Below are 21,387 nucleotides of genomic sequence, written 5' to 3' on the forward strand. Positions count from 1 at the left end.
CAGTTCAGCTCAAGACCAGATCTAGAGCTCGACCGACCTCGCGTTTCGTACCTACTGCCCCAGTACGCAGTAACAATTCTTCGGACGCACTTCGGACAGCCGCGCAGTCTTGCCCCAACAGGCTCAACAACCTGCCTTTGATAAGCAATGCTTCTAGTTCCAGAGGTTGGTAGCCGCCTTGCCTGGCGATTTGCTCACACCTAGAAAGTACATCAAGCGCAGAAATCCGTTTTGTGGGTTCAGTTGCCTCACACAGCGCCAGTCCCAACTCCGACCTCAGTGCGGCCGAACGATGTCCCAGCACTTCCGCCTCGTTGCTCGCAGTTCGGTATGCAACTCGAGCCTCTTCCATCCGGAATAGCCGGATGAGCGCACCTCCATGCTGATTAGCCAAAACAGGAATAAAAAGGTGCACTTCGTGCTGTGAAGCCAGTTTGAGCGATTGAGCAAGTGAGACTTCCGCCTCCTCCGCCCGGTTCATTGCTAGCAGAAGCACTCCACCGCTGAACCCTGCGGCAATGGCAGCTGCCGGTCCCCCACACTCGGCCGCAATGGCCTCGGCGCGTGCTTGCGCGTCAGCAGCAGCTTGATCGTTGCCGAGTGCCACTTGCGTTACGCAGATCATCATCGAGCAGAGCAGGGCTGCTTGTGCCGGTCCCCCGCCGGGCGGAGGCGAGGCCCCTTCGAAACGGAATCGTCTGTAGGCTCGCTCAAGAACGTCGATTGCTTCCGCGTAGCGGCCAGCCACGAAGCGAGCCTGACCCAATCCGTATTCCGCGTATGCGAGCCAACCCAATTGGCCGCTCTTGGTTGCTTCGCGTACGGCCGCCTCGCCGGCTTCCAAAGATTCGTGCGGCGTTCCGCAGAAATTCAGCGCGGCGGCACGCATTGCAAGCGCCGGGACCCGCCGCATTTGATCGCCGGAACTCAACGCTCGCGCCTCCGCCTCTCGCGCCAAGTCGAGCCAACGCCCAATCTCTCCCAGGTTTCCGTAAGCCATGCGTGCTTCAATGCGTAGATCTATTGCTTTTGCTTCGTGGGTAGGGGAAGGCGGCAGCTTGTCTATGGATGACATGGCCAGCTCAAAATACCGTTTGGCATCCGCAAAGGCTGCCTGACTAAAGCAACGGCGCGCAATCGCTGCCGCTATTTCAGCTGCTTCCCTCCACTGTTTGGCTTTTGTGGCGTGATGCACCATTGAGGCTGCCAGCTCCGGATCGTGCGGAGCAGTTGCTGCTTGCTTCCCCAGCTGCGCCAATATTTCGTTGTGAAGCTTCACTCGATCTGACTCGAGAGTTGCCTCGTAGGCCACCTGCCGTACGAATTCATGTGGGAACGAGGCTTCACTTCGCAGCTGCGGTGTACACGTCAGCATGCCTGCGGTCAGCAAGGCGTTCAGACTTTTGCGGTACACTGATTGCTCAAGCGCGCAGATGGCCTGCAGCAGTCGGCTTGGCACTTGTGGACCAATTGCAGAGGCTACTTGCAATACCCGCTTCTCGCGCGGTGAGAGCCGATCAATGCGGCTTGCGATCATGCCCTGGACGGTCAATGGCACGCCGAGTTCTAGCTCGGACGATGCTGGTTCGAAATTGCCCCGCTCCCCCTTCAGACGTCCAGCTTCGACGAGTCCGCGACATACTTCCTCAAGAAAAAGAGGCATTGCGCCGGTATGTTCGAGGATGCGTACTTTTAAGTCGGCTAGACGAGAAGACGGACCGAGAAGCTGGTCGAGCATGGCAATGCCGGCTACTCGCTCAAGTGGCACCACCACGATAGTCCGATCGAACGAGTTCTCGAGCCGTTCCCACGCTTCTCCGGAACGGACGGTAGCGAGCACGAAGAAGGGAAGACGTTGCGAAAGAGCTGCAATCGCTTGGACCGCTGGCGCACTCGCCTTGTCGGTCCATTGCACATCTTCGATCAAAAGCAGCGTTGGCTGATGGCCGACACACTTCATCACAACCGCGCAGCTCATATCGATAATGGCGTGCGCCCGAGCGCGAGGTGGTAACTTATCCCACGCTGAGGAGATTTCAGCACTGGCACCGTCCAAAATCAAATGGAGGGCGTCATATTGCGCAGCAGAAAGCTCAGATCTCAGTGTTGTTTGTTCCGCATCGGGCAATTCCGATGTAGCTGCAACTAAGATGTGCTTTAGGAGCGAAAAGGGAGCGTCTCCGACAATGGGATTGCACTCCACCTCCAGAGTCTGCCAGCCTTGTTGTTGCAGCAGCGATTGGGCTTCGTGGACCAAGCGGGACTTCCCTACCCCTGGTTCGCCCGAAACGAGCGCGGTGCGCCCTGTCCCTTCCGATACACTCTTAGCTAAGGTGAGAAGTTCGGATAGTTCTGCGTTACGTCCAACGAAGTGCGTCGTGCTTCGCCCCATCGTGAGCTGCCATTTTGAGCTCTCGCTCGCGGCCCTGATCGGGTAAACCATTATCGGCTCGGCGAAGCCCTTCAACGTATGCGCTTGCGCGGCCCCGAACTGGATGTAGCCCTCTGCGAGCGAACGACAGCTCTCTGATGCGAGCGCCTGCCCAGGCTGGGCAGCGGCTTGCAACCGCTCTGCCATAATCAGCGGCGGCCCATCGAAGTCGTACATACTCGTATAGTCGAGCTGCCGGGGACCGGCCACCACGAGACCTGAGTGCACCCCGATACGCACGCGAATGCCGATATCCTTGAGCCCTTCGATACGACGAACGAGATCGAGCGCCGCGACGCAAGCCATGACCGCGTGCAGGTCGCTGGCGACCGGAGCCCCGAACACCGCGAAAATCCCGTCTCCCATCTCCCGGTGAACGATGCCGCCGTACTGGTGGACAGCCGTGCGCATCTGCTCAAGTGCCGGCGCTAAACGAGCGATTGATTCTTCTAGGTCCAGCCCCGTCACGAGATCTGAGGAGCGGTGGAGATCGGCCCGCAGGATCGAAACGTATTTACGTTCGATCGCAAGATTACGTGTGGATCTTGCGTTGCGAGCGTCGGGCGCGGACCCCGCTGATCGTCTCTGAGTTCGCGGGCGCGCTTTCCCGGAGGCCTGCAGACTTGGCCGGTTGTTAGTGGAAAACGCCCCGCCGCCATCCATAAGGCGGACGGGTTGAGCCGTCGAGAGCCGGGCCATCCCGAGTTGCTCCCGTGCCCCATTCGAGCTGTAAGGCCGGTACTTCACGGCGTTCGCCCCCTCGCCCGATCTGGGGCTCTTACCGAGCGGATCCTGATCTCAGCAAGGCCCCTGCGGCGAGTCAAGCAATGACAAAATCGCGCTGGTGGGAACTACACCCGTGGCGAGGTCACAGTTTTAGACCTGCAGTTCCGGGCCGTTACCTACTGAGCACCTGCCGTTGAAGCCTCAGTGGAGAGCCCAGGCCAATAGCTCGTGTTTGAAATCGCGCATTGGTTGCTTTTCTTCGAAGCAGGAGTACCCTGCTTCAGGACCTTCGAACGAGCCACCCTAAGGGGCGGAAGGATAACGCAGAGCCGCATCGAATGGGACGTCTCCCGCATATTTGGTCTTTAGCGTCTTAGAGAAATTTTGAGGAGGGGTCATGATCAACAACGAGGAAAGCAAGAAGGCATCGCCTGCAGCTGTAGATCGACGAGCTCTGCTCATAGCAGGAGCATCTGCTGCAGCTGCGACTGCCATCCCGACGGCATCCTCCGCGGGTTGTGCGGCGCCAACTTGCAATCCCGCTGACCAACTGGAAGCAAGTTTAGAGGCAAATGTCTATGGAGCTGTCTACGCTGACCCAACTTACCTGGATACGTTCAACAACAACTGGTATTCAGCGGCAAAGGTCAAATCGGTACAGCTCAAACTCCAAGCCCGCTGGCCGAACAGGAACGATATGAAATGGGGTCTCTATCAGACAGACATAGAAACAAACCCAGACAAGTGGGGGTGTTCAAGTGCAAAAGGCAAAATAGCTCGTAACAACTGGAAGCATTTTGCCGCTGAAGCGCGATTCGACCTGGCCAAGCAGCCGGCCAACTTCACAGAACCGAAAAACAGAATGAACCCCTTCGACAGTACGAAGGTGGCACCAAATTTGATCGCTCATTTGGATGAGGTCGCGCGCGTTGCTCTGTATGACTTAGGGATCCCAGTGAGCATCTGTGTTGGAAAGAAAAAGCACCGGCATCACGGCCTAATGACGGAGTGGGTGCCGGCTCCCGGGCCAGGGGTCACTCCGACGAGTGTGAACATTAGCGTAGACTGTCCGGAAGGTGGATGGCAGGGCTATGGATGGTGGCGGACAAGATCGCAAAACGAACACCTAAGCACGTTCACAGCGAATTGGACGGTCCCTGCCAAACCCACACAAGATCACGACCAACTTATTTTCATATTCAACGGCTTTGAAAGTGAAAGTTCATATACACCTGGTGGCATTCTCCAGGCAGTGCTGCAATATTACAGGGGGCATTGGCGCGTTCGCTGCTGGTACGTCACTGCCGCCTTCAATCCAGACGCTTATCCGACTTTGCCAGGCGACGACGATGAAAAGCTCCAACCAGATCTGAACAAGGAGCAGCGCTGCTATACGAAATCGATCGAAGTATCGCCTAACGATCTCGTCACTGGCACTATAACGCGCACGGATGCGTCCAGCGGTAAGTTCAATTACGTTTGTACGATAACGGTGAATAACGATACGTCTAAACAGGAACAGCTCTCGATGACGGACATTCCGGAGCTGGTCTACGCCGTATGCGCGGTAGAGAGCTATGACCTCGATCCGAAAAAGCGGGACAAGGAATATCCTGCCAATCCTATGACGCTTTCGGGACTCAGCCTTGGGGTCGATCCAATTTCACCCGATCCGATCGCCTGGAGTACGAATACGACCATCGGTCACGATTTCATAACCAGTACGACCGATGGTGGCCAGTCTATCGAGTTTGTCGTAAGACCTCCAAAGCCGTAACTTGGCCTCATCGCGAGTAGCACCCTCGCGGGAAAGTACTTTGCCGGTGCAAAGCGCTTGTCCCAACTACAATGGAACGTGACGCGTCCGAGCGAATTTCGGCGATCTGGTTGTGCTTGCGGCAGAGAAGGCATGCCTGTGCTCTGTCAGGTAAAGCTCCGACGTTCTTCAGGAAGGGATCGACCTCCCGAGATGATTGATGCGGCGCTGAGAGATGTTGCGCCGCAACGCCTGAATCGGTTGCCCGCGCTTATGAATTGATGTGAGATCGATGAACTTCCCGGTGGGGACGGATTTCAGAAACAAGGAATTTTCGAGGAGGAATTGCAATGCTGCGGACCTGCCTCTCCTGTATTTTCCTGGCGGCCTTGTCGCTACCTGCGGTCGCCGCCGAGAACGACCCGAAGCAGAAGGTCGAAGCAGTCGCGTCGGAGTATGCGGCGAGCTTCAACAGGCACGACGGCGCCGGCATCGCCGCGCTGTTCGCGACGGGCGGCATTCACGTCAATCCGGCAGGGCCGCGCTCCGATATCGCGGAATTCTATCAGGGAGCTTTCAAGGCCGGATTCGACCACGAGGAGATCACCGTGGACCAAGCGTGGCCCCTGGGCTCCGACATGGCTCTTGCCATCGGCAATTACCGGCTGTCCGGAAAGAATCAGAGCGGTGCGCCGATCGAGACGAGCGGTATTTGGACCGCTACCTACGTGACCGAAGGTGGCAAGCTCAAGATCCGCCTGATTTCGGCTATGCCCAAGCCGCCGCCACAGAAGTAGAGGACGGCGGCCATTTCGGGCGGCTTGTAATTGGCGCCGATGGGCCTGCTCACGGCGCTTCGATGCATTTCAAGGAGCGCTCCCATGATTGACCAACGTACGGCGCCTTATACCGCTTTGCTGCTTCGCGTCACGATTGCCGGCCTTTTCATTGCCGCCCTCTACGGCAAGTTCGTTCTCAAGCTGATCGGGCTCTGGTGGAACGGACTTCTCAAGGCAGGATATCCTGAGTGGGTATTGGCCTACACCCTCAGCGCGGAATTTGCGTCCGCGATCCTGCTTCTGCTGGGTCTCTACACCAGGTGGGTCAGCCTCTACACGCTTCCGATGATGATAGGTGCAACCCACTTCTGGATGGTGCGCAAGAGCTTTTGGTTCGTGGAAGGCGGATGGGAGATGCCGTTCGTCTGGGCCATCATGCTCGTCGTTCAGGCCCTTCTTGGCGACGGGGCTTTTGCGCTGAGGACGCTAAGGCTCCCCTGGGAACAGCGCTTCCGCAAGGCGACCGCCTGAGGATCCAATCCGGTAGCGATGGTGTCCGTCTGCGGCGGCGTGGACCTCGGATGAAAGTGCGTCCGTCACGGCTAAATCCCTTCCATGCGGTGGGCAACAGCCTCAAGAAATGTCGGAGCGCGGGGTGGCGACCAGGCGCTCGCTCGGAGGCGCTCTTCCTCACGGGAGAGTTGCGTCCATATGCACCTGGTCGACACAGCGCTGAATCCGGCCGGGGTAGACGGCGGCGGTCCAGGCGCGATCCAGAGGGCGAACGTCCCGCACGGCTTGAATCCGCAGACATACCCAATTGGGCTCTCCTGATCTCTTTTTTCCGACACTGCCCAGCTCCAAAGCGAAGGCTCGCTCCTCGCCCACGGCGTGGCCGAGGATGTACGGGCAGACCTCCAGTTCCTTGCCCGAATAGTTTAACCGAACGGGTTTGCGCTGAAGCATGGCTTGCCTCAGCGCCGCGAACGCAGCGCTGTGACCTGAGCGAACGATCCGGAAGGGCTTCTTGCGAACGCCGTAACGGTACGCTGCGAAGGAGGGACTGAATGATGCAGCCTGCGTAATGCCAAGCCGTTCCATCACCGCGAAGCTGGTGCGGTCTACGAGGGAAAACTCTTCGTCGGGATAAGCGGCCTCGATCCGCGAAGCCGCTTCCAGATCGCCGGCCGTGACGGGCTCGACGACGGCGCCGGACTCCCGCAGGCGGCCCCAGAACGTCTCCGCCACCTCCTCGCCGAATCTTGCCGACAGCAGTTGCCAGGTCTCGGCGAGCACGTGGCCTGTGAGAGTCCATCCGTCGAGGCTGGCCAGAATGGACTTGGCGAGCCCGTTATTGCGGTCGCGCGCAGAGGCGGCCGCGAACCACACCGAACTGTCCACGAACGTGCTCACGTCTCACTCCTCGACCGGATATTCCCAAGACTGGCCGCTCGGAGCGTTCTGCTCAAGCCATTTCTCGGCGGCCTCTTTCGAGGCGAACAGCTTGATCCAGGTCGGGTCGCCGATTTGTCTGGACCCTTCGTCGGCGAGGAAGATCCAGACAGACGCTTGCCGCGGCCCGCCTTGGATCTCGTACTCCCACGCGACGCCTTCCGGATCGTGCTTGTCAAACCATCTGTCGGCGGCTTCGGCGGACGCGAAGACCTTCACCCATTCGGGATCGCCGATAGTCCGGTGTGTTCCGCGGTCGAAATCGTCGAGATAGATCCACGCGGTCCGTCGCGTTCGACGCAATTCGGCTCGATGCTCGACGGCAGCATTGACCTTTTGTCGGTCGGCACGATCCTCTCTGTCCAGAGACATCACGCTGGCGTGAACGTCGGACGCAAGCCCAGGTCTTTGGCCGGGCGCGTTGTTGGCCCACTCGATCCAGCGGTCGAATGCATCCGCCATGGTCACCTCCTCCTCACCTGGAATGGGTTCTCGATCCTGAATGCGTCGGGCCTGATCGCTCGTTCGATGCGCGCCCACGTCACCGGCGCGGCGATCGGAAAGTGTTCGCGGGCCCGCGGCGAATAGGTCCCGATGGCGGTCGTCCCGCGCCCATTGCGCAAGTAGTCGAGAAAGATCCGCCCCCTGCGCCGCGCTTGCGCCGAGAGGATGTACCGATCGGGATCGCGTGCGGCGAACTCCGAGCAGAGGCTGCGGGCGATGCGATGCGCCTCGTCGTGCAGCATCGGCTCGTTGAGCGGCGCCATCAGATGGACGCCCTTGCCGCCGGTCAGTTTGGGCCAGGTGTCGAAGCCTTCGCGCTTCATGAGCGCGCGGAGCTCGAGCGCGGTGTCGGCCACCGCCTCCCATTCCACGTCCTCGCCGGGATCGAGGTCGATAACGATGCGGTCGGCGTGCTCGAAGTCCTCGACTGTCGAATTCCACGGGTGCAGCTCGACCGCTCCGATCTCGACGAGGCCCAGCAACCCTTCGAGGCTGTCGACCCACAGGCGCGTGCCCTGGCCGCCCTCGCGCTTCTGGATGCGGAGTTGGTGCACCGCCTCCGGGATATCCTTCGGCAGCAGGCCCTTGTGGTAGAACGTGGTGCCGTGGACGTGCCGCACCAGCTTGAGCGGGCGATGCCCTAGATGCGGCAGCGCCTTCCTCCAGACCCGCGTCCAATAGTCTGCGAGCTCTTCCTTGGAAGGCACCACCGCATCGGGAAGAAGCTGGAGGATGTTTTCCGCAGGCACGCCGAGCTTCCGCCGTGCTCCGGAGCCGGGGACCAGCCGCGGTGCTTTGACCTTCCGCACAGCAAGGTCTTCGCGGAGCCCTTTGAACGCGGCTTCGCGCAGCAGCCCGTCGTCGGTGAGCGCGCCGTACTCCACCTCTGCCAGCAGGCTCGGCTCGACCCAGGTCGCCTTCGGCTTGTTCACGGGCACATCAAGCGGCGATGTTCGCCGGATCAGCGGATCCAGCCGCTCGCGAAGTTCGCGCGCGGTCGTCTCCGTGTACCCGGTCCGAACCTTGCCCGCATAGAGGAGCTTGCCGTTCTCGCGACGGCCCACGTAGAGCGAGGCGATCTTGCGCGGATTCGCTCCCAGTTTTTCCACGAAGGCGACGATCGGAAAGGTCTCGCTCTTCCTGCACTTGAGCTTGATCCAGGACTCCTGCCGCCCGGAGCGGTAAGGCCGGCCGAGCCGTTTGGCGATGATCCCCTCGAGGCCGAGTTTGCAGCCCTTCTCGAACACCACCTTGCCGTTTGCCTCGAGCGCTTCGACGTAGATGAAAGTCTCGGGTGCGCCCTTCAGAAGGTCCTGCAGCAGACGCTTGCGGTCCTCGTACGCCGCGTCGCGCAGATCGTAGCCGTCGAGGTACAGAAGATCGAAGGCGTGGTAGCGGACGCGCTCGCTGCGCTTCGGCCCGAGTTCGCGCCTGAGCTGCTGAAAATCTGGCAGGCTGCCGCTGCCGTAGACGACAGCCTCGCCGTCGATGATTGCGCTCTTCGCCTTCAGCTTACGAGCCGCGGCCGCAATCGAGGAAAACTGCTCGGTCCAGTCGAGCCCGGTGCGCGAATAGACTTTGATATCCCGATCGTTTCGATGCAGTTGCGCGCGGTAACCGTCGGCCTTGATCTCGTACACCCAATCCGACCCGCGCGGCGGATTTTCGCGTAGCGTGGGATCGCAGGGCTCGATGTAACCTGGAATAGCGGCTTTGCAGGCGCCGGGGACGCCCGATACTCCCGAACGAGACTGACGCAACGCCACGGCACACATGCGGACTCAACGTCTCGAGGGCGATTCGTTCCGTGAAGCGGCGCCAGACAACATTCGCGGTCGCTCGGAACGAAGGCGCAGCGCGTCCGTTGGTCGGAATCGCTTGCGAGGTCGGGCAGATGTGCACGGCTCAGACGCAGCGGCGGCGGGGACGCGGTCACGTCGAAATATCGGCGGGAACGTTTCTGATCGCAGTTGCCCTCGGTCTGGTGCTTGTGTGCGCCACCTCCCGCAGCGCGGCAACCGAATGACGGCGCGACCGATTATGCGGGGTTTGAGCGACCGCAAGCCCTGGCCTGACGTGCCGCGTGCGAATTTGGGCGCCTCCGGTCGCTAGTTGCTCAACCGGAAACGAGAGGAACGAAGCGCACCTCCTCGATCTCCTCCTCTACGAAACGGCCGTCCGGCGCGCGCGTCAGCTTCGTCAGCGGCTGCACACCGTCAGGGTTGCCGAGCGGGATCAGCAATCGTCCCGACGGAGCTAGTTGAGTCTTGAGAGCCGCGGGAACCTCTGCGCTGGCGGCTGACACCAGGATCACGTCGAACTCGCCACCGTCCGGCCATCCCGCGGTGCCGTCCCCATGGCGCAGATCCACGTTCCGGCAACCGAGATGCCGAAGGCGCGAACGGGCACGCTGCACCAATGCTTCATGGCGCTCCAGCGCGCAAACCTCCCGGCCGAGATTGGCGGCGAGGGCCGCCAGATAACCAGAACCCGCGCCGATCTCCAGAACCCGGTCCGACTTGGCGATCGCGGCGGCCTCGAGCATTTTGGCGACGATGTAGGGCTGAGAGATCGTCTGCCCTTTGGGGATCGGTAGCGCGGTGTCTTCGTACGCCGCTACCGCGAACCGCTGATCGAGGAAGATTTCGCGGGGGACCTGCCGCATCGCCAACAGGACCCGCCTGCTCCGGATGCCGCGGCTGGCAATCTGGACGTCGACCATCGTGTCGCGAAGGAAGCGGGACCTCTTGGACCGTTTGCTCTCCTTGGCCGCGCGCATGACATCTTGGCTCCAGGCGTGAATGATCGCCGTCGTGGCGGGTCGAGAGTATCTGAACCGACAGGCGGCCACCCTGCTCAACTTCGCGAAGACGACCACCGATCCGATGGTCGCCTTGGGCTTGGTCGAGAAGGCCGCCGATCTCAAGGAGCAAGCCGAGGAGCGGCGGGCCGACGGCCGCGAAGAGGCGACCGGTCTCGCCCGAGAGAGCTCGTGACCGCCGCCGACCGAACAAATCGCGGAGCGCCGGCTTCCGACGTGGGGGAGGCGCGTGTGACGGCGGCCAGAGTGGGCGGGAACTCAGAGCAGCGCCAGGACCGCGACCACCATCACCAAACCCGTCGCGGTCACGCACCAGCATGACATTGCGAGTTGATAATCAGCCCCGGTGAAAAGGGCCTGTCCTGGGTGCCGACGCTATATCCGGAACCGGCGTGCGAACCGCAACTTTTCATGTCCTCATGTGTTCACGACAGGGGCATAGGATAGGCAAGGCGTGCCGATGCCCCTCATGCCGATAGGTGACGTCTTTCTCACGGTGGCGATCATGACCCTCGCGTTCCTGGGCGAGGTCGCGGTGTTTGCTCTTCTCGGAATCTTCTGAGCGCTTTGGCTGAGGGGGTTGGCGCGACCATGGCGGATCCGCAGCGTGCGGTGTGGCGCGGCATCGGATTGCTACGGACCCCACTTTCGCGGATTCTTTTACGATTTCGGCCTAAATTCCGGCTCGATGGACGGCGACTATGATCCCGAGCGCGAAGCCGAAGCGGCGATGAAGCTGGCCGCGGCGACGGATGGACCGGAGCGCTGGATCCGTCTGGCGACGGCATTGCACGAAATCGCTCGCATGCGGCAGCCCTCGATGTTCGGCCCCCGCAGCGAAGAGGCGGACTAATCGGGATGCGGCGGGCACTCCGGGCAGGTGTCGCCGATCGAGTCGAGAACTTTCCGAACTTCTGCTGCGGCCTCCTCGGGAGAGGCGCCCGCCGGTGGATTCTGGCGGGCGATGTCAAAAGCTCGGGCGCGCGCATGCGGGTCGGCGCGGTCCTGCATCCAGCCGTGCTCCTCGCACTCGCTGATGGCGCCGGCGTCCTGCAGCACCGAGATCACCCAACCGCGCAGCGTCCGGATCGTCGGCCGTCTTTCCTTCGTCATCAGCATCGAGACCGCTCCCACCCGGACGAATCCTTGTGCCGTCCGCGTCGTTCCCGGCGGTTAGCACAGAGCAGGGATTCGAAATCGCTGGGTGCGCCGCTTCTCCACGTGTTCCGCCGCCCTGTGCACAGCGGCGAACTCAAATTGGCAGCAGCTTGCCCAAAGTGCCTTCCTCACGCGGCGAGCGCGGGGTCTTCCTTCTCGCCCGTTGCGACAATCCGCAGCGCGCCCTCCGGGAGAGGCCGCTGCAGCGACTTCACCTCGTACCAAGGAGCGCGGAGCCAGACCTCGTACTCCTCCGCCGTCTCCAGGATCACCGGCATCGCCTTGGGATGGACGCGCTTGACCTCCGTGTTCGGCTCGCAGGTGAGGAAGCCGAAGACATCGGTGGTGATCTCGCCTTCCTTCGCCTTCGGCACACTGGTCCAATTCGTCCACAGCCCGGCAAATGCGGTCAGAGGCCGCGCCTCGTCCAGAGCGAACCAGACCGGCACTTTCTTGCCATCGATCCTATCGTACTCGGAAAAGCACGTGAACGGCACCAGGCAGCGATGCTCCGGTCCGAGCCACCGCTTCCAGTGGGAGCTGTTGACGTTCCTGATGTTGGTCGTGCCGCCGTCCGGCTCCATCCGCAGCAATTCCTTGAAATCGACGGTCTGCCCCCTGGCCTGCAGCTTTTCCGCGCGCTTCTTGGTCGCGTCCATCTGGGCCCGCTGCGAACTCGGCATGCCCCAGCGTGCCATGACGATCTCGCGTCCCTCGGCACCGTTACGCACGATCGGTGCGGGATAGTCCGGAAATATGCCGGGCGTCGATGGCAGGTTGCCGACATCACTGTTCAGCGCGCCGAGCAGGCGACGGATCGCGTCGACGTTCTTTGTCATTGAGTAGAGATTGCACACGATCAACTCTCCGGAGCGACCAGGCGGGGTCGCGACATCAGTTGCAGCAGCGTGGCGGACGGCCGACGGCCGGCCTTAGCACATTTGCTGCAGCGTAGCCGGCTGGCCAAGTCGTGGACAAATGTGGTCGGCGGATGACGCAGCGCGGCCAGGTCGACGTCCCGTCTCGTCTTGCAGCGCGAGCATTCGATCTCGAGCGAGGCGAAGCCTCCGTTGATGGCCTGGTCGACCGTCGGTGATGGGTCAATGGGCCCGCCATCCGCCCACATGCGCTCGTTCCAGGATTCGCAGAACAACTTGTCGGCCTGACGAATGAGCGCTTCGCCTTTAGCCCGGGCTTCGGCGGCCTGTCCTGCGAGGATCGTCGTCATCGCGCGTGCCCGGCCGAGCTCCTTGGTGAGCGCCTTGCGGTCTCCTCCGGAGAGGGGCGTCGGGTGATGTTTCGGTGCCATGGCAGCATCCAGGTTTGGGACGCGCCGGCGACTATTCGAACGCAGGCCAACAGCCGTCTTCCTCATGGCGCCCGGTCCGCTGCGTGCAGGTCTTGTCCAACAGCCGCTGTCCGACATCTTTCCAGAGCGCGTCCGGACCGTAGAGACGAGCGGCGTCGACCTTCTGGATCTCGACCACCCTGGCACAGCGGCGGCAGCTCACCCTCAGAACATGTTGAGGAATTTGGCTTAACCGCAGCGTGCCGCCGCACGGACTTGCCGGCTTGGCTTCGGCGCGGGGGTCGTCCAGAAGCGCCTGCCAGTACTCCCGCGGCAGATCATCGTCTGGAGCCAATCCGGGCTTCGGCGGCATGTTTCTGCGGACGCCAGCAGCCATCTTTTCCATTTGCTTGGGGGTCGGCATGCGCCAGCTCGCGGGTCGATCGGTCATGTTACGATTAGAACATAACAAGAACATAAGAGTCGAGCCCCCGACCAAAAATTGGACTTATGGCGAGGCAGCCGTTGTCGGAACCATGGTCTGCCGTTCGTCTTGAATCCAGGCCGTCTCGAACCGGAGTTCTGCGTACATGGCCCCCCGTGCCAACTGGAAAGGCTTCCTGCGTTTGTCGCTCGTGACGTGCCCTGTGGCGCTCTATCTGGCCACCTCCGAGTCAGAGAAGATCAGCTTCAACCAGCTCAACCGGCAGACCGGCCACCGCATCAAGTACCTCAAGGTCGACGCCGATACGGGCGACGAGGTGCCCAACGAGGACATCGTCAAGGGGTACGAACTCGACAAGGGCCAGTACATCGAGGTCACCAAGGAGGAGCTCGAGGAGATCGCGCTGGAATCCACGCGCACCATCGAGATCGACGAATTCGTCGACAAGTCCGATATCGATCCGCGTTACCTGATCCGCCCGTACTACCTGCGGCCGGACGGAAAGGTGGGCCACGACGCCTTCGCGGTGATCCGCGAGACCATCCGCGAGATGAACAAGGTCGCGATCGGCCGGGTGGTGCTGACAAACCGCGAGCACATCATCGCGCTCGAGCCGCTCGACAAGGGTCTCGTCGGCACGCTGCTCCGGTATCCCTATGAGGTGCGCAGCGAGCAGGAGTATTTCGACGAGATCCAGGACGTCAAAGTCACCAAGGACATGCTCGATCTCGCCAGGCACATTGTGAACCAGAAGGCGGGGCGCTTCGAGCCCGAGAAGTTCGAGGACCACTACGAGACCGCGCTGATCGACCTCATCAACCAGAAGCGCGCGGGCAAGCCAATCACGCCGAAAGAGCGGCCCGCATCGACTAACGTCGTTGACCTGATGGAAGCGCTCCGCCGATCCGTCGGCAAGGAGGCTGCGCCGGCAAAGGCCGCAAAGCCAGGCAAGAAACCGCGCAAGGCATCGAGTGGTCAGAAGGAGATGCTGATGCCGATCGAGGGCAAGAAGCCCAATGTGACGGCGGCGAAGAAGCCGGCGGTCAGGCCGCAGCGGAAGTCAGCCTGAGGTCGGAATAGGAGGACCGCATGGATATGAAAGAAGCTTCCGCAATGACAGAAGCCTCTGGCCTCGTCGACGATCAGGACGCTGTCGGCGCACCGCAGCCGAGCGGCAAGACGGAGTCAGCCGTGACCCGCAGGTCGCTGCGCAAGCCTGCGAACGAGGCGGCGCTGCACTGGGCCGAGCTGCTGCGTAAGTTGACGGTGCAGGCCCCGTTGTCCTCGCTCTTCGTCGCGTTCCTACTCGGCACATGGGTTGCACGCCGGCGCTAGGGCCAAGCCGCGGGGGCTGCCGATATCCACGGCAAGGAAGCTCAAGACATTTCAGACGTCGCTGGGCTTCTATGATCTGGCGATCGCGGCGCCGTCTATGAAGGCGGCGCTCGAGGCCTGGGGCGCTGGCAGCAATCTCTTCCATCAGGGCGTCGCCAAGGAGACGGACGACCCCGGCGTGGTAGCCGCACGATGTCGAAGCCAGGCGTGGTGCTCAAGCGCCCGGCGGGATCGAATGGCAACTTCGCCGAGCACTCCGACCTCCCGTCCGATCTGAGATCCGGCGAGAACCGGACTCTGCGCGGAAGACATCGGCAGAAGCCGGCGAAACGAGCCGCTCCCAAGATCAGCGAACAACAAGCCCGAAAAGCCGCGGCTGATTTCGAGAAGGAGAGTAAACGCCGCGAAGCCGAACGCCGGCGGGAAGAGGCTGTCCGAGAAAGGGAGCGCGAACGGCGCGAGAAGGCAACGGCCAAAGCGCAAGCGGCAATGGACCAGGGTGAGCGCGAACACGACAGGAAAGCAGCGGCCATCCAAGCCGAGGTGGAGGCCCTCGAGAAACGGTCACGCGCGGAAGATGACCGGTGGGAAAAGGAAAGAGCGCGGCTGCAAGCCGCGCTGCGGCGTGCGCGCGATTAGGCCGAACGCGAAACGCTCCACCCGTACGGCAAGATGGCAAAACGACACCTAAAGCGTCTTGCCGATCCAATCTATATCACCCCTCACCCCTCTGCCTGCCTGCTCTGCCTGCTCTGCCTGCTCTGCCTGCTCTGTCTGCCCTGTCTGCCTGCTCTGTCTGCCTACCCACCCTTCCAAATATCCAACACCCAACCTCCCTAGAGAACTCCCCCCACTTTTGCGCAGAGAACAATTCAATGCAGGAGAACAGCATGGATAAGGGACGCAATACCTCACAAATGAACTCCGCTCTTGAACGGCTTCGTGCCGAGCGTATCCGCCACCAACAAACCTCCGAATACCAGATCAAGGTTGGCCCTTACAATTTCTATCCGGGCAAAGGGACGATCTTCATGGATGGGGATCGAGAGGCCCACCCCGAACGCGGCCTCGACGAGTTCGTCGCACTGTTGCGCAAGCTGAAGGCCCGCAACCCTAACGTCACCGAACAAAAGGTAAGTCGCGAACCAATCTTTCAGAAAGGAACCAACGGGTTTGATCTCCGGCAAGCAATCAGCGATCCGGAAGAGGCTGAGCGCTTTTTTCGCTGTGTTCCGAAAACAGGGCGGTGAATTGAGGCCGAGTTTTCTCCGTCGACACGGGTTCGTCGAGGCGAGGTGTGGAAGCGATGGTCCCAAACTCTTTCATGCTGGCCGATAGTCCAAGCGCCTAGTTGTCCTCCACGACATTAAGATGATCTTGGACAATCTCCCCGAGCCACGACCACTCGGGCTCAACCGTCGACCGTATTAGAGCCCGGATGCGCGGCGTTGTCCCACGAATATCAAGGTCTCGTATGAGAGAGGCGAGATGAACCTTGTCTTCAATCCCCTCAAGCTCCTCAATTGTCGGAGGCAGCAAAAAGCAAGGGTATGTGATCGGGTCAATGCCATAGCGCCAGGTCGGGTATCGATGGGCGAACAGGTCCGCCGCATCTCCATCCCGGCAAAGCTTCTCGATCGCTTCATCCGGAATGAGATGACCAAAGGGCTCATTCGCAAGAGCCGCTCGCACCGAAGCCGGGTCACTCATATCCACGTTCCGCACGTACCGTCCGATCACCAACCCACGGGCTCGACGGGCGGCCGCGGCCTCCTCCTCCGACCAGCGACCCGCGAATGGCCGCTCGACAAAAGGTTGGCTGACCTCACGGCTCCCTCCCCGCTTCCTGCGCGTTGTCGAATTCATCTCAGCACTCCCATGAACAGGCCTATTCCGCCTCTTGGCTGACCCGGCCAGCCGGTCACCCAATTCGGTCCCGACCCCCCGCAATTGCCAACACTTGATCGCTCCAATAGGAATCGAGGTGCTAAATCAACATTTCTAAATCAACAAGCGCGAGAGTGGCTAAATTAGAGCGGTTCCGGTCGCCATCTCCAGGTCATTACTGGTCGACCTAGTTCCGGTTAGGTCTTCATAACCCTTGAGGAAACTGGCCCTCCACGGCACGCCGACCTTCACGGAAGCCCAAAAGCCGAGCGCCCGTTCGATCGCTTCATCGAGCTCGAGACCCCGAGCTTGGCACCACCCTGTCCAATCCCGCAAAATGCGCTCCCAACTTTCGGCCGACAGAAGACCCAACGCCGGGCTCACGCTCGCGGCCACCGGCAGACCGCCCGCCGCCTTGCGAATGCGGCATTCTACGAGAAATGCTTGCATTGCCCTGACCCGCATAGGACCATGCGTACCGATACTCCCAAACAACGACATTGCTTCGTCGCGGTGACCGCTCAGCACAGCCCGCCAACACGCCAGCATCGTCGGACCCCAGCCGAACTCCGGCTCGCGCACAAGATTTTGGACCGTGACATCCCCGCGGCGCTCGATGGGAGCGAGAATAGCCAACGCCTCCCCAAATGAGCCGTTGCCGGCAACCGCGACTGCCCGCAAAGCCGCTTCATCGAACATCACCGACCGCCGCTCGCATATCAGCGACAAACGACCGACCATATCCTCCACCGATATCGGCCCAACACGATAAACGTTGCACCGCGATCGCAATGCGGCCGAAAAACGCGCTTCGTCATTCACAAGGAACACAAAGAGGCTCGACGAGACCTCCCGCTCCAGGGTCTTCAAGGCGATATCGGCGGTGGTGCCCGTGAACTCTTCGGAGTTGTTGAACACGACGACCCGCACCGAAGCAGTATTCAAGCCTCCCTCGCGCTCAATCAGCGTATGAAGGGCCTCACCCTGCGCTTTCTCCAACACCCCTGCATCATCATCCTCGCCATCCTCGCCACGTACGTCCTTCTCGACCCAACCCCAGCTTCGTTCTTCTTTCAGCGCACGACATTCATAACAATGGCCGCAGGGATCGCCATCGATCCGTGAAGCAAGCGCCCGCTCACAAAGCAGCGCCTGGGCATACATTTTCACCAATGTTCGCTTTCCGACGCCTGGCGAGCCGATCAGAGCGATCGGCTGATGCGAATTCGTTGCGCGCTCTCTCTTCAGGTTGGAAAGCAACGTCTCGAACCACCGCTCATGACCCAAGATGTCCTTGAACGAGCGCGGCCGCTCCCGCTCCAAATAAGTGTCCAGCGATTGTCTCATCAATCGGACTCCGCGTCCGCCATCAAAGGCTCTTCATTTGACGAATCAGGGGCTTCTCCGCTCCTTGCCAAGCTGGTTAGGCAATGAAACCAATCGACGCCGTTTCCCGTCATTGCTTCCAACCGCGCGCGCAAGGCGCGCTGCACTTCAAGCCGCGCGTTATCCAGTCGGCTCGGCTCTTTTACTGTGTTGATCTCCAGCAATGGCGCAATTGCCTGCCACCCATCACCTGAAGAAAACCAAGCTGGCGCTCCCGCAACCCGGCTATATTTCTGACAGAGATAGTCCATCGAGACGAACGCATTTCCGTTCAGAAACCTGTGCTCATTCGCCAAGAGTAACGCAGCCCACACGCAATGCATGGGATCTTCAACGCGCCGATAGCGCCTGTCACGACTTTCCAGGGTTGCGGTTGTCGCCCGATAGAGCCTCGTCAAGATTTCACTGGGATCGAGCATCCTGTTATGGTGCAGACCATCGACCAACTGCATTAGTGCTGAGAATGATGCGCCATCGCGATCGTCCAAGAACCGCCTCAGCGTCTCAGGCAGAACCCACCGTCTCCTGCGCTTCGTCTCTGTCTCCTCGTTAAAACGGAATTCGCCGCCTTCCATTTCGCCCAAGACGATCAGATCAATCTGACGCGATAGTTCGAACGGCGTGCACGTCCCCTGCTCGACGAACTTCCTCAATCGCGTCAAGAAACGTCGATTGCCCGAGAGGTGGCTCAGATTGCCCAGTCGACTTTGCGGAAAGTAACTACGCGCGACAGGAAGGTAACTATCAAGGCTAACCATCGGCTCCTCGATGAGACCGACTGTTCCGACAGCGGCACGCCAAGCATCGGTTTTGACGACCTCGTGCGTTCCCGGTACGAGCAAACAAAGCGACTGGAGCGCAGCATCTCTTGCGATTAGATCCAGGGCAGTTTCGATATCATCCAGCGGTGGATGCCTCAGCGTCTTATCGCCGAGATCGTGCACGGTAAGCGTGTCACTGAGCAAGGAAGCCTCAGCAACCGTCACGTGCAAACTGGGCAAAACCACGTTCTCAGACAGTTCCACTGAAGCGTCGCTCTTATCGGAGTCCGGCCGTCCGTCACCACCGGGGCTGCTAGGCTCTCGAGCTTGCGATTGGAGGGCGAGTGCGCCCGGCTTCACAACGCGCTGGGAAGATGTCGAAACATCTTTCAGCTTACGCCCATCGAGCTCGGCCTGTCTGATCACCTTCGCGCGAACAGTGGCTCGCAACAGAGCCGAATTTTCACGATAGAGATAGAGATGATTCTTCTGGGTGAGCTCGGGCAGCTGCACGAACTCAATGTCAGTCATCATAACCGGTGTACTCAAGGGCGGCTCCAAATCGCCCACGGTCGCACTGGAGCGCTTGCCGCCCAGCGTTTGCGCAGCTCCTCCAGCTCATAGTCCTGCACTTCTTTCGAGCGGGCCGAGCCATCCAGGGGATACCGCGCCACCACGTCCGCAAGCGCAGCTTGCCAAAGCAGCTTCTGCTCTTTGCGGCACCTGAACTCCTCCAGTTCCCAGCCGTCGTACAAACGGCCCCATTGCTTGTCATCGAACGCGGAGACGAGATCCACCCCACACTCAAGCTCAGCTTTTCGCCTCGCGGCTGCCCCCAGCGGCTCGGAAAAATCCAGCCGCGTTCGCTTGCCGATGTTTCCGGCAACACGTCGGTACGCTGACTCGATATTCAGTTTGGCGAAGATCGGATCAGTTGGGTTGAAGCCCCCGCATAGCCACCGCACGCAACTCCAATGCCCATCGAGCATTTCGCCCTCGGGCACCATCTCGAGCGTAATCGCTTCGTCTTCCTTGCCCGGCACGCGATCACCTCTGTGCCATTTCTTCAACCAGCGGTCGGCCACCTTTGCATCCGGAACATGGGCGATAACCCGACCACATGATCCTTCGTCCTCGTCTCGCTCCTGAACGAACACTCGAAGACCGGAGCCGCCCCAGTTTTCGAGCTGTCCCTTCAGAGCCTGGCTAAACTTAGCGAAATGCTTGGACGCTTCCGCCTGCTCTTCGTGGCCAAAGAGACGGTGTCGAATTATGATTCGGGCATTGAATGGCGGGTGGCCTTGCTGCACCAAGAATGACGCGGCGGCAAAGATGCTACGAACGTGGCTCCGGTGCAGATAAGCTGGATCTTTGGGCGCATCCTCATCATCCCGCTTGCGGAGAATCCGCCCCGACGCAGTTATTGGGACCTCTTGCCCCACGGGTTGTGCCGTGATGCGCTCCGCCTCGTTCGATCGAGGAACGATCTCGCCGCGATTCACGCTAGCCTGAAAACGCATCAAAACAGCTAGAAGCGCTTCGTCACTCAAATCGCTGGTAACGACGGGCCACGCGTTCAATAAGCTTTCGAAAAACGCCTTCAGATCTATGGTCGGCAACCTCTTCATAAACGCGTTGGTGACGCGACTGCGCTCCTCCTCTCTGATGGATGCGATTACCGGTTCGACCGAGACGTCCAGTCCGCAGAGCTCGACGTAGTACAACCCCACCAGAAACAGCTGGATTAAGCGCGCCTTGTTGCGAACGCTATCCGACCACCGCAAAAACCTCCTGGTCTGCAGATTGAAGTCACCCGCCCCGAGAGCCTCGAAATACTGGATGAGATGTTCGATGTAGTCGACGCCAAAGACGTCAGCCACTCGATCCCGCGTGATTTTTGTTCCATCGCTAGTCAGACCCATCTTATCGAGAGCCTGAAGCATGTTCCTCGGCTGATGCTCACCCAGGCCTGCCAGCAGCGAAAGGGCTTCAGGATGGAAGGTGAGACTCTCCTCGCTTGCGGTACGGGCGAGAAGGCCGACACTCTGTTCATGGGTCAGGGGCCGAAGCTCCAACATGATGGTGCGAGAGCGCAACGCATCAGAAATTCTCTCCACTGCTGTCGTTGCAAAACAGAAAGACACACCTGGCGGCGTCTCTTCGACGCTCTTTAGGAGAAAGTCGAAGCTGTCCCGGTACTTCGATAGCACATGCGCTTCATCCAGAAAGATCACCGTCCGTTTGCCACACTTCGCGGATTCCAACAGGCGGTCGATCTCAATCTCAAGCGCGCGCCGCTCCCTGAATTTCGGGGTGTCCAGTTCGGTGAAGCCGGTGTCGTCGCCAGCATCCCAAGCCTTGCACTGTCTGCAAGCGAAACATCTGTCACCCGTTGCCGTAGGCGCTTCGCAGTTTAAGGCCGCGGCATAAATGCGCACCAGCGTGGTTTTGCCAGACCCTACGCTGCCGTGCAGGAGCAGATTTGCGCAACTCTGCCCGTTCCGAATGAGCTGCGATATGATCCGTTTTGGATATTCCTGGCCTACAACTTGTTCGAAGGTCTTTGGGCGATATTTCAAGGCAAGACGTTTCACGAGAATTCCTAGTTAATACTGTTTGGCGCGCCTTTATCTAGGCGCACGACTGGGTGCGAGCGGC

At 60.4% G+C, this 21,387-nt stretch carries 21 protein-coding genes and 1 pseudogene; 9 read left to right on the forward strand and 13 right to left on the reverse strand.

Annotation, left to right across the window (positions count from 1 at the left end):
- Positions 1-4: 4 nt before the first annotated feature.
- On the reverse strand, positions 5-3,130 hold the full coding sequence (locus tag JJB99_RS00820) for an ATP-binding protein (protein WP_200496946.1): 3,126 nt from the start codon (positions 3,128-3,130) through the stop codon (positions 5-7).
- Between the two features lie 424 nt (positions 3,131-3,554).
- Here JJB99_RS00820 and JJB99_RS00825 point away from each other — a divergent pair, with 424 nt between their 5' ends.
- The 3 genes from JJB99_RS00825 to JJB99_RS00835 all read left to right on the forward strand — a co-directional run bounded on the left by JJB99_RS00825 (position 3,555) and on the right by JJB99_RS00835 (position 6,223).
- Complete coding sequence (locus tag JJB99_RS00825; RefSeq protein ID WP_200496947.1) at positions 3,555-4,934, forward strand: hypothetical protein; 1,380 nt, start codon at positions 3,555-3,557, stop codon at positions 4,932-4,934.
- A 329-nt stretch (positions 4,935-5,263) separates the two neighbouring features.
- The gene (locus JJB99_RS00830; protein WP_200496948.1) at positions 5,264-5,710 is read left to right on the forward strand and encodes a YybH family protein; all 447 of its coding nucleotides are present in this window, start codon (positions 5,264-5,266) and stop codon (positions 5,708-5,710) included.
- Positions 5,711-5,794: 84 nt separating this feature from the next.
- Positions 5,795-6,223: a DoxX family protein gene (locus JJB99_RS00835; RefSeq protein ID WP_200496949.1), complete on the forward strand. Its 429-nt coding sequence runs from the start codon at positions 5,795-5,797 to the stop codon at positions 6,221-6,223.
- Positions 6,224-6,382: 159 nt separating this feature from the next.
- On the opposite strand, the gene JJB99_RS00840 is transcribed toward JJB99_RS00835, so the two are convergent.
- From JJB99_RS00840 to JJB99_RS00855, 4 genes are all read right to left on the reverse strand, one after another.
- Positions 6,383-7,105, reverse strand: a complete 723-nt coding sequence (locus JJB99_RS00840) for a type II toxin-antitoxin system VapC family toxin (protein WP_200496950.1) — start codon at positions 7,103-7,105, stop codon at positions 6,383-6,385.
- Positions 7,106-7,108: 3 nt separating this feature from the next.
- Positions 7,109-7,606: a hypothetical protein gene (locus JJB99_RS00845; protein WP_200500467.1), complete on the reverse strand. Its 498-nt coding sequence runs from the start codon at positions 7,604-7,606 to the stop codon at positions 7,109-7,111.
- 2 nt (positions 7,607-7,608) lie between these two features.
- Complete coding sequence (gene ligD, locus JJB99_RS00850; protein WP_200496951.1) at positions 7,609-9,423, reverse strand: DNA ligase D; 1,815 nt, start codon at positions 9,421-9,423, stop codon at positions 7,609-7,611.
- Between the two features lie 341 nt (positions 9,424-9,764).
- Positions 9,765-10,427 (reverse strand): protein-L-isoaspartate(D-aspartate) O-methyltransferase, encoded by a 663-nt coding sequence (locus JJB99_RS00855; protein ID WP_246775114.1) that lies wholly within the window; start codon positions 10,425-10,427, stop codon positions 9,765-9,767.
- 22 nt (positions 10,428-10,449) lie between these two features.
- Between JJB99_RS00855 and JJB99_RS00860 the strand changes: the two genes are divergently transcribed.
- Complete coding sequence (locus JJB99_RS00860; RefSeq protein ID WP_200496952.1) at positions 10,450-10,644, forward strand: hypothetical protein; 195 nt, start codon at positions 10,450-10,452, stop codon at positions 10,642-10,644.
- Positions 10,645-11,157: 513 nt separating this feature from the next.
- Positions 11,158-11,322 (forward strand): hypothetical protein, encoded by a 165-nt coding sequence (locus tag JJB99_RS00865; RefSeq protein ID WP_200496953.1) that lies wholly within the window; start codon positions 11,158-11,160, stop codon positions 11,320-11,322.
- On the opposite strand, the gene JJB99_RS00870 is transcribed toward JJB99_RS00865, so the two are convergent.
- From JJB99_RS00870 to JJB99_RS00885, 4 genes are all read right to left on the reverse strand, one after another.
- Positions 11,319-11,588 (reverse strand): hypothetical protein, encoded by a 270-nt coding sequence (locus JJB99_RS00870; protein WP_200496954.1) that lies wholly within the window; start codon positions 11,586-11,588, stop codon positions 11,319-11,321. The two genes, JJB99_RS00865 and JJB99_RS00870, sit on opposite strands and share 4 nt — an antisense overlap.
- Before the next feature lie 167 nt (positions 11,589-11,755).
- A complete protein-coding gene (locus tag JJB99_RS00875; RefSeq protein WP_200496955.1) occupies positions 11,756-12,484 on the reverse strand; it encodes an SOS response-associated peptidase in 729 nt (242 codons plus the stop codon).
- Between the two features lie 2 nt (positions 12,485-12,486).
- Positions 12,487-12,936 carry a hypothetical protein gene (locus JJB99_RS00880; protein ID WP_200496956.1) on the reverse strand — a complete coding sequence of 150 codons (450 nt, stop codon included), beginning with the start codon at positions 12,934-12,936 and terminating at the stop codon, positions 12,487-12,489.
- A gap of 31 nt (positions 12,937-12,967) precedes the next feature.
- Entirely contained in the window at positions 12,968-13,366 is a 399-nt protein-coding gene (locus JJB99_RS00885) for a hypothetical protein (RefSeq protein WP_200496957.1), read from the reverse strand.
- Between the two features lie 139 nt (positions 13,367-13,505).
- On the opposite strand from JJB99_RS00885, the gene JJB99_RS00890 reads away from it, so the two are divergent.
- The 4 genes and pseudogenes from JJB99_RS00890 to JJB99_RS00905 all read left to right on the forward strand — a co-directional run bounded on the left by JJB99_RS00890 (position 13,506) and on the right by JJB99_RS00905 (position 15,945).
- Positions 13,506-14,429 (forward strand): Ku protein, encoded by a 924-nt coding sequence (locus JJB99_RS00890; protein ID WP_200496958.1) that lies wholly within the window; start codon positions 13,506-13,508, stop codon positions 14,427-14,429.
- 44 nt (positions 14,430-14,473) lie between these two features.
- Entirely contained in the window at positions 14,474-14,695 is a 222-nt protein-coding gene (locus JJB99_RS00895; protein WP_246775115.1) for a hypothetical protein, read from the forward strand.
- A gap of 16 nt (positions 14,696-14,711) precedes the next feature.
- Positions 14,712-15,334: pseudogene (locus JJB99_RS00900) on the forward strand (cell envelope biogenesis protein TolA).
- 251 nt (positions 15,335-15,585) lie between these two features.
- A complete protein-coding gene (locus JJB99_RS00905) occupies positions 15,586-15,945 on the forward strand; it encodes a hypothetical protein (RefSeq protein ID WP_200496960.1) in 360 nt (119 codons plus the stop codon).
- Between the two features lie 97 nt (positions 15,946-16,042).
- Here JJB99_RS00905 and JJB99_RS00910 read toward each other — a convergent pair whose 3' ends face one another.
- The 4 genes from JJB99_RS00910 to JJB99_RS00925 form a co-directional block, all read right to left on the reverse strand.
- Positions 16,043-16,405 carry a hypothetical protein gene (locus JJB99_RS00910; protein ID WP_200496961.1) on the reverse strand — a complete coding sequence of 121 codons (363 nt, stop codon included), beginning with the start codon at positions 16,403-16,405 and terminating at the stop codon, positions 16,043-16,045.
- A 315-nt stretch (positions 16,406-16,720) separates the two neighbouring features.
- Positions 16,721-17,929: a hypothetical protein gene (locus JJB99_RS00915; protein WP_200496962.1), complete on the reverse strand. Its 1,209-nt coding sequence runs from the start codon at positions 17,927-17,929 to the stop codon at positions 16,721-16,723.
- Complete coding sequence (locus tag JJB99_RS00920) at positions 17,929-19,278, reverse strand: hypothetical protein (RefSeq protein ID WP_200496963.1); 1,350 nt, start codon at positions 19,276-19,278, stop codon at positions 17,929-17,931. The genes JJB99_RS00915 and JJB99_RS00920 overlap by 1 nt, the downstream gene beginning before the upstream one ends.
- On the reverse strand, positions 19,275-21,323 hold the full coding sequence (locus JJB99_RS00925; protein WP_200496964.1) for an AAA family ATPase: 2,049 nt from the start codon (positions 21,321-21,323) through the stop codon (positions 19,275-19,277). The genes JJB99_RS00920 and JJB99_RS00925 overlap by 4 nt, the downstream gene beginning before the upstream one ends.
- Between the last annotated feature and the right edge of the window lie 64 nt (positions 21,324-21,387).

Origin of the sequence: Bradyrhizobium diazoefficiens (genome assembly GCF_016616235.1) — a bacterium.
Lineage (GTDB): Bacteria > Pseudomonadota > Alphaproteobacteria > Rhizobiales > Xanthobacteraceae > Bradyrhizobium > Bradyrhizobium diazoefficiens_H.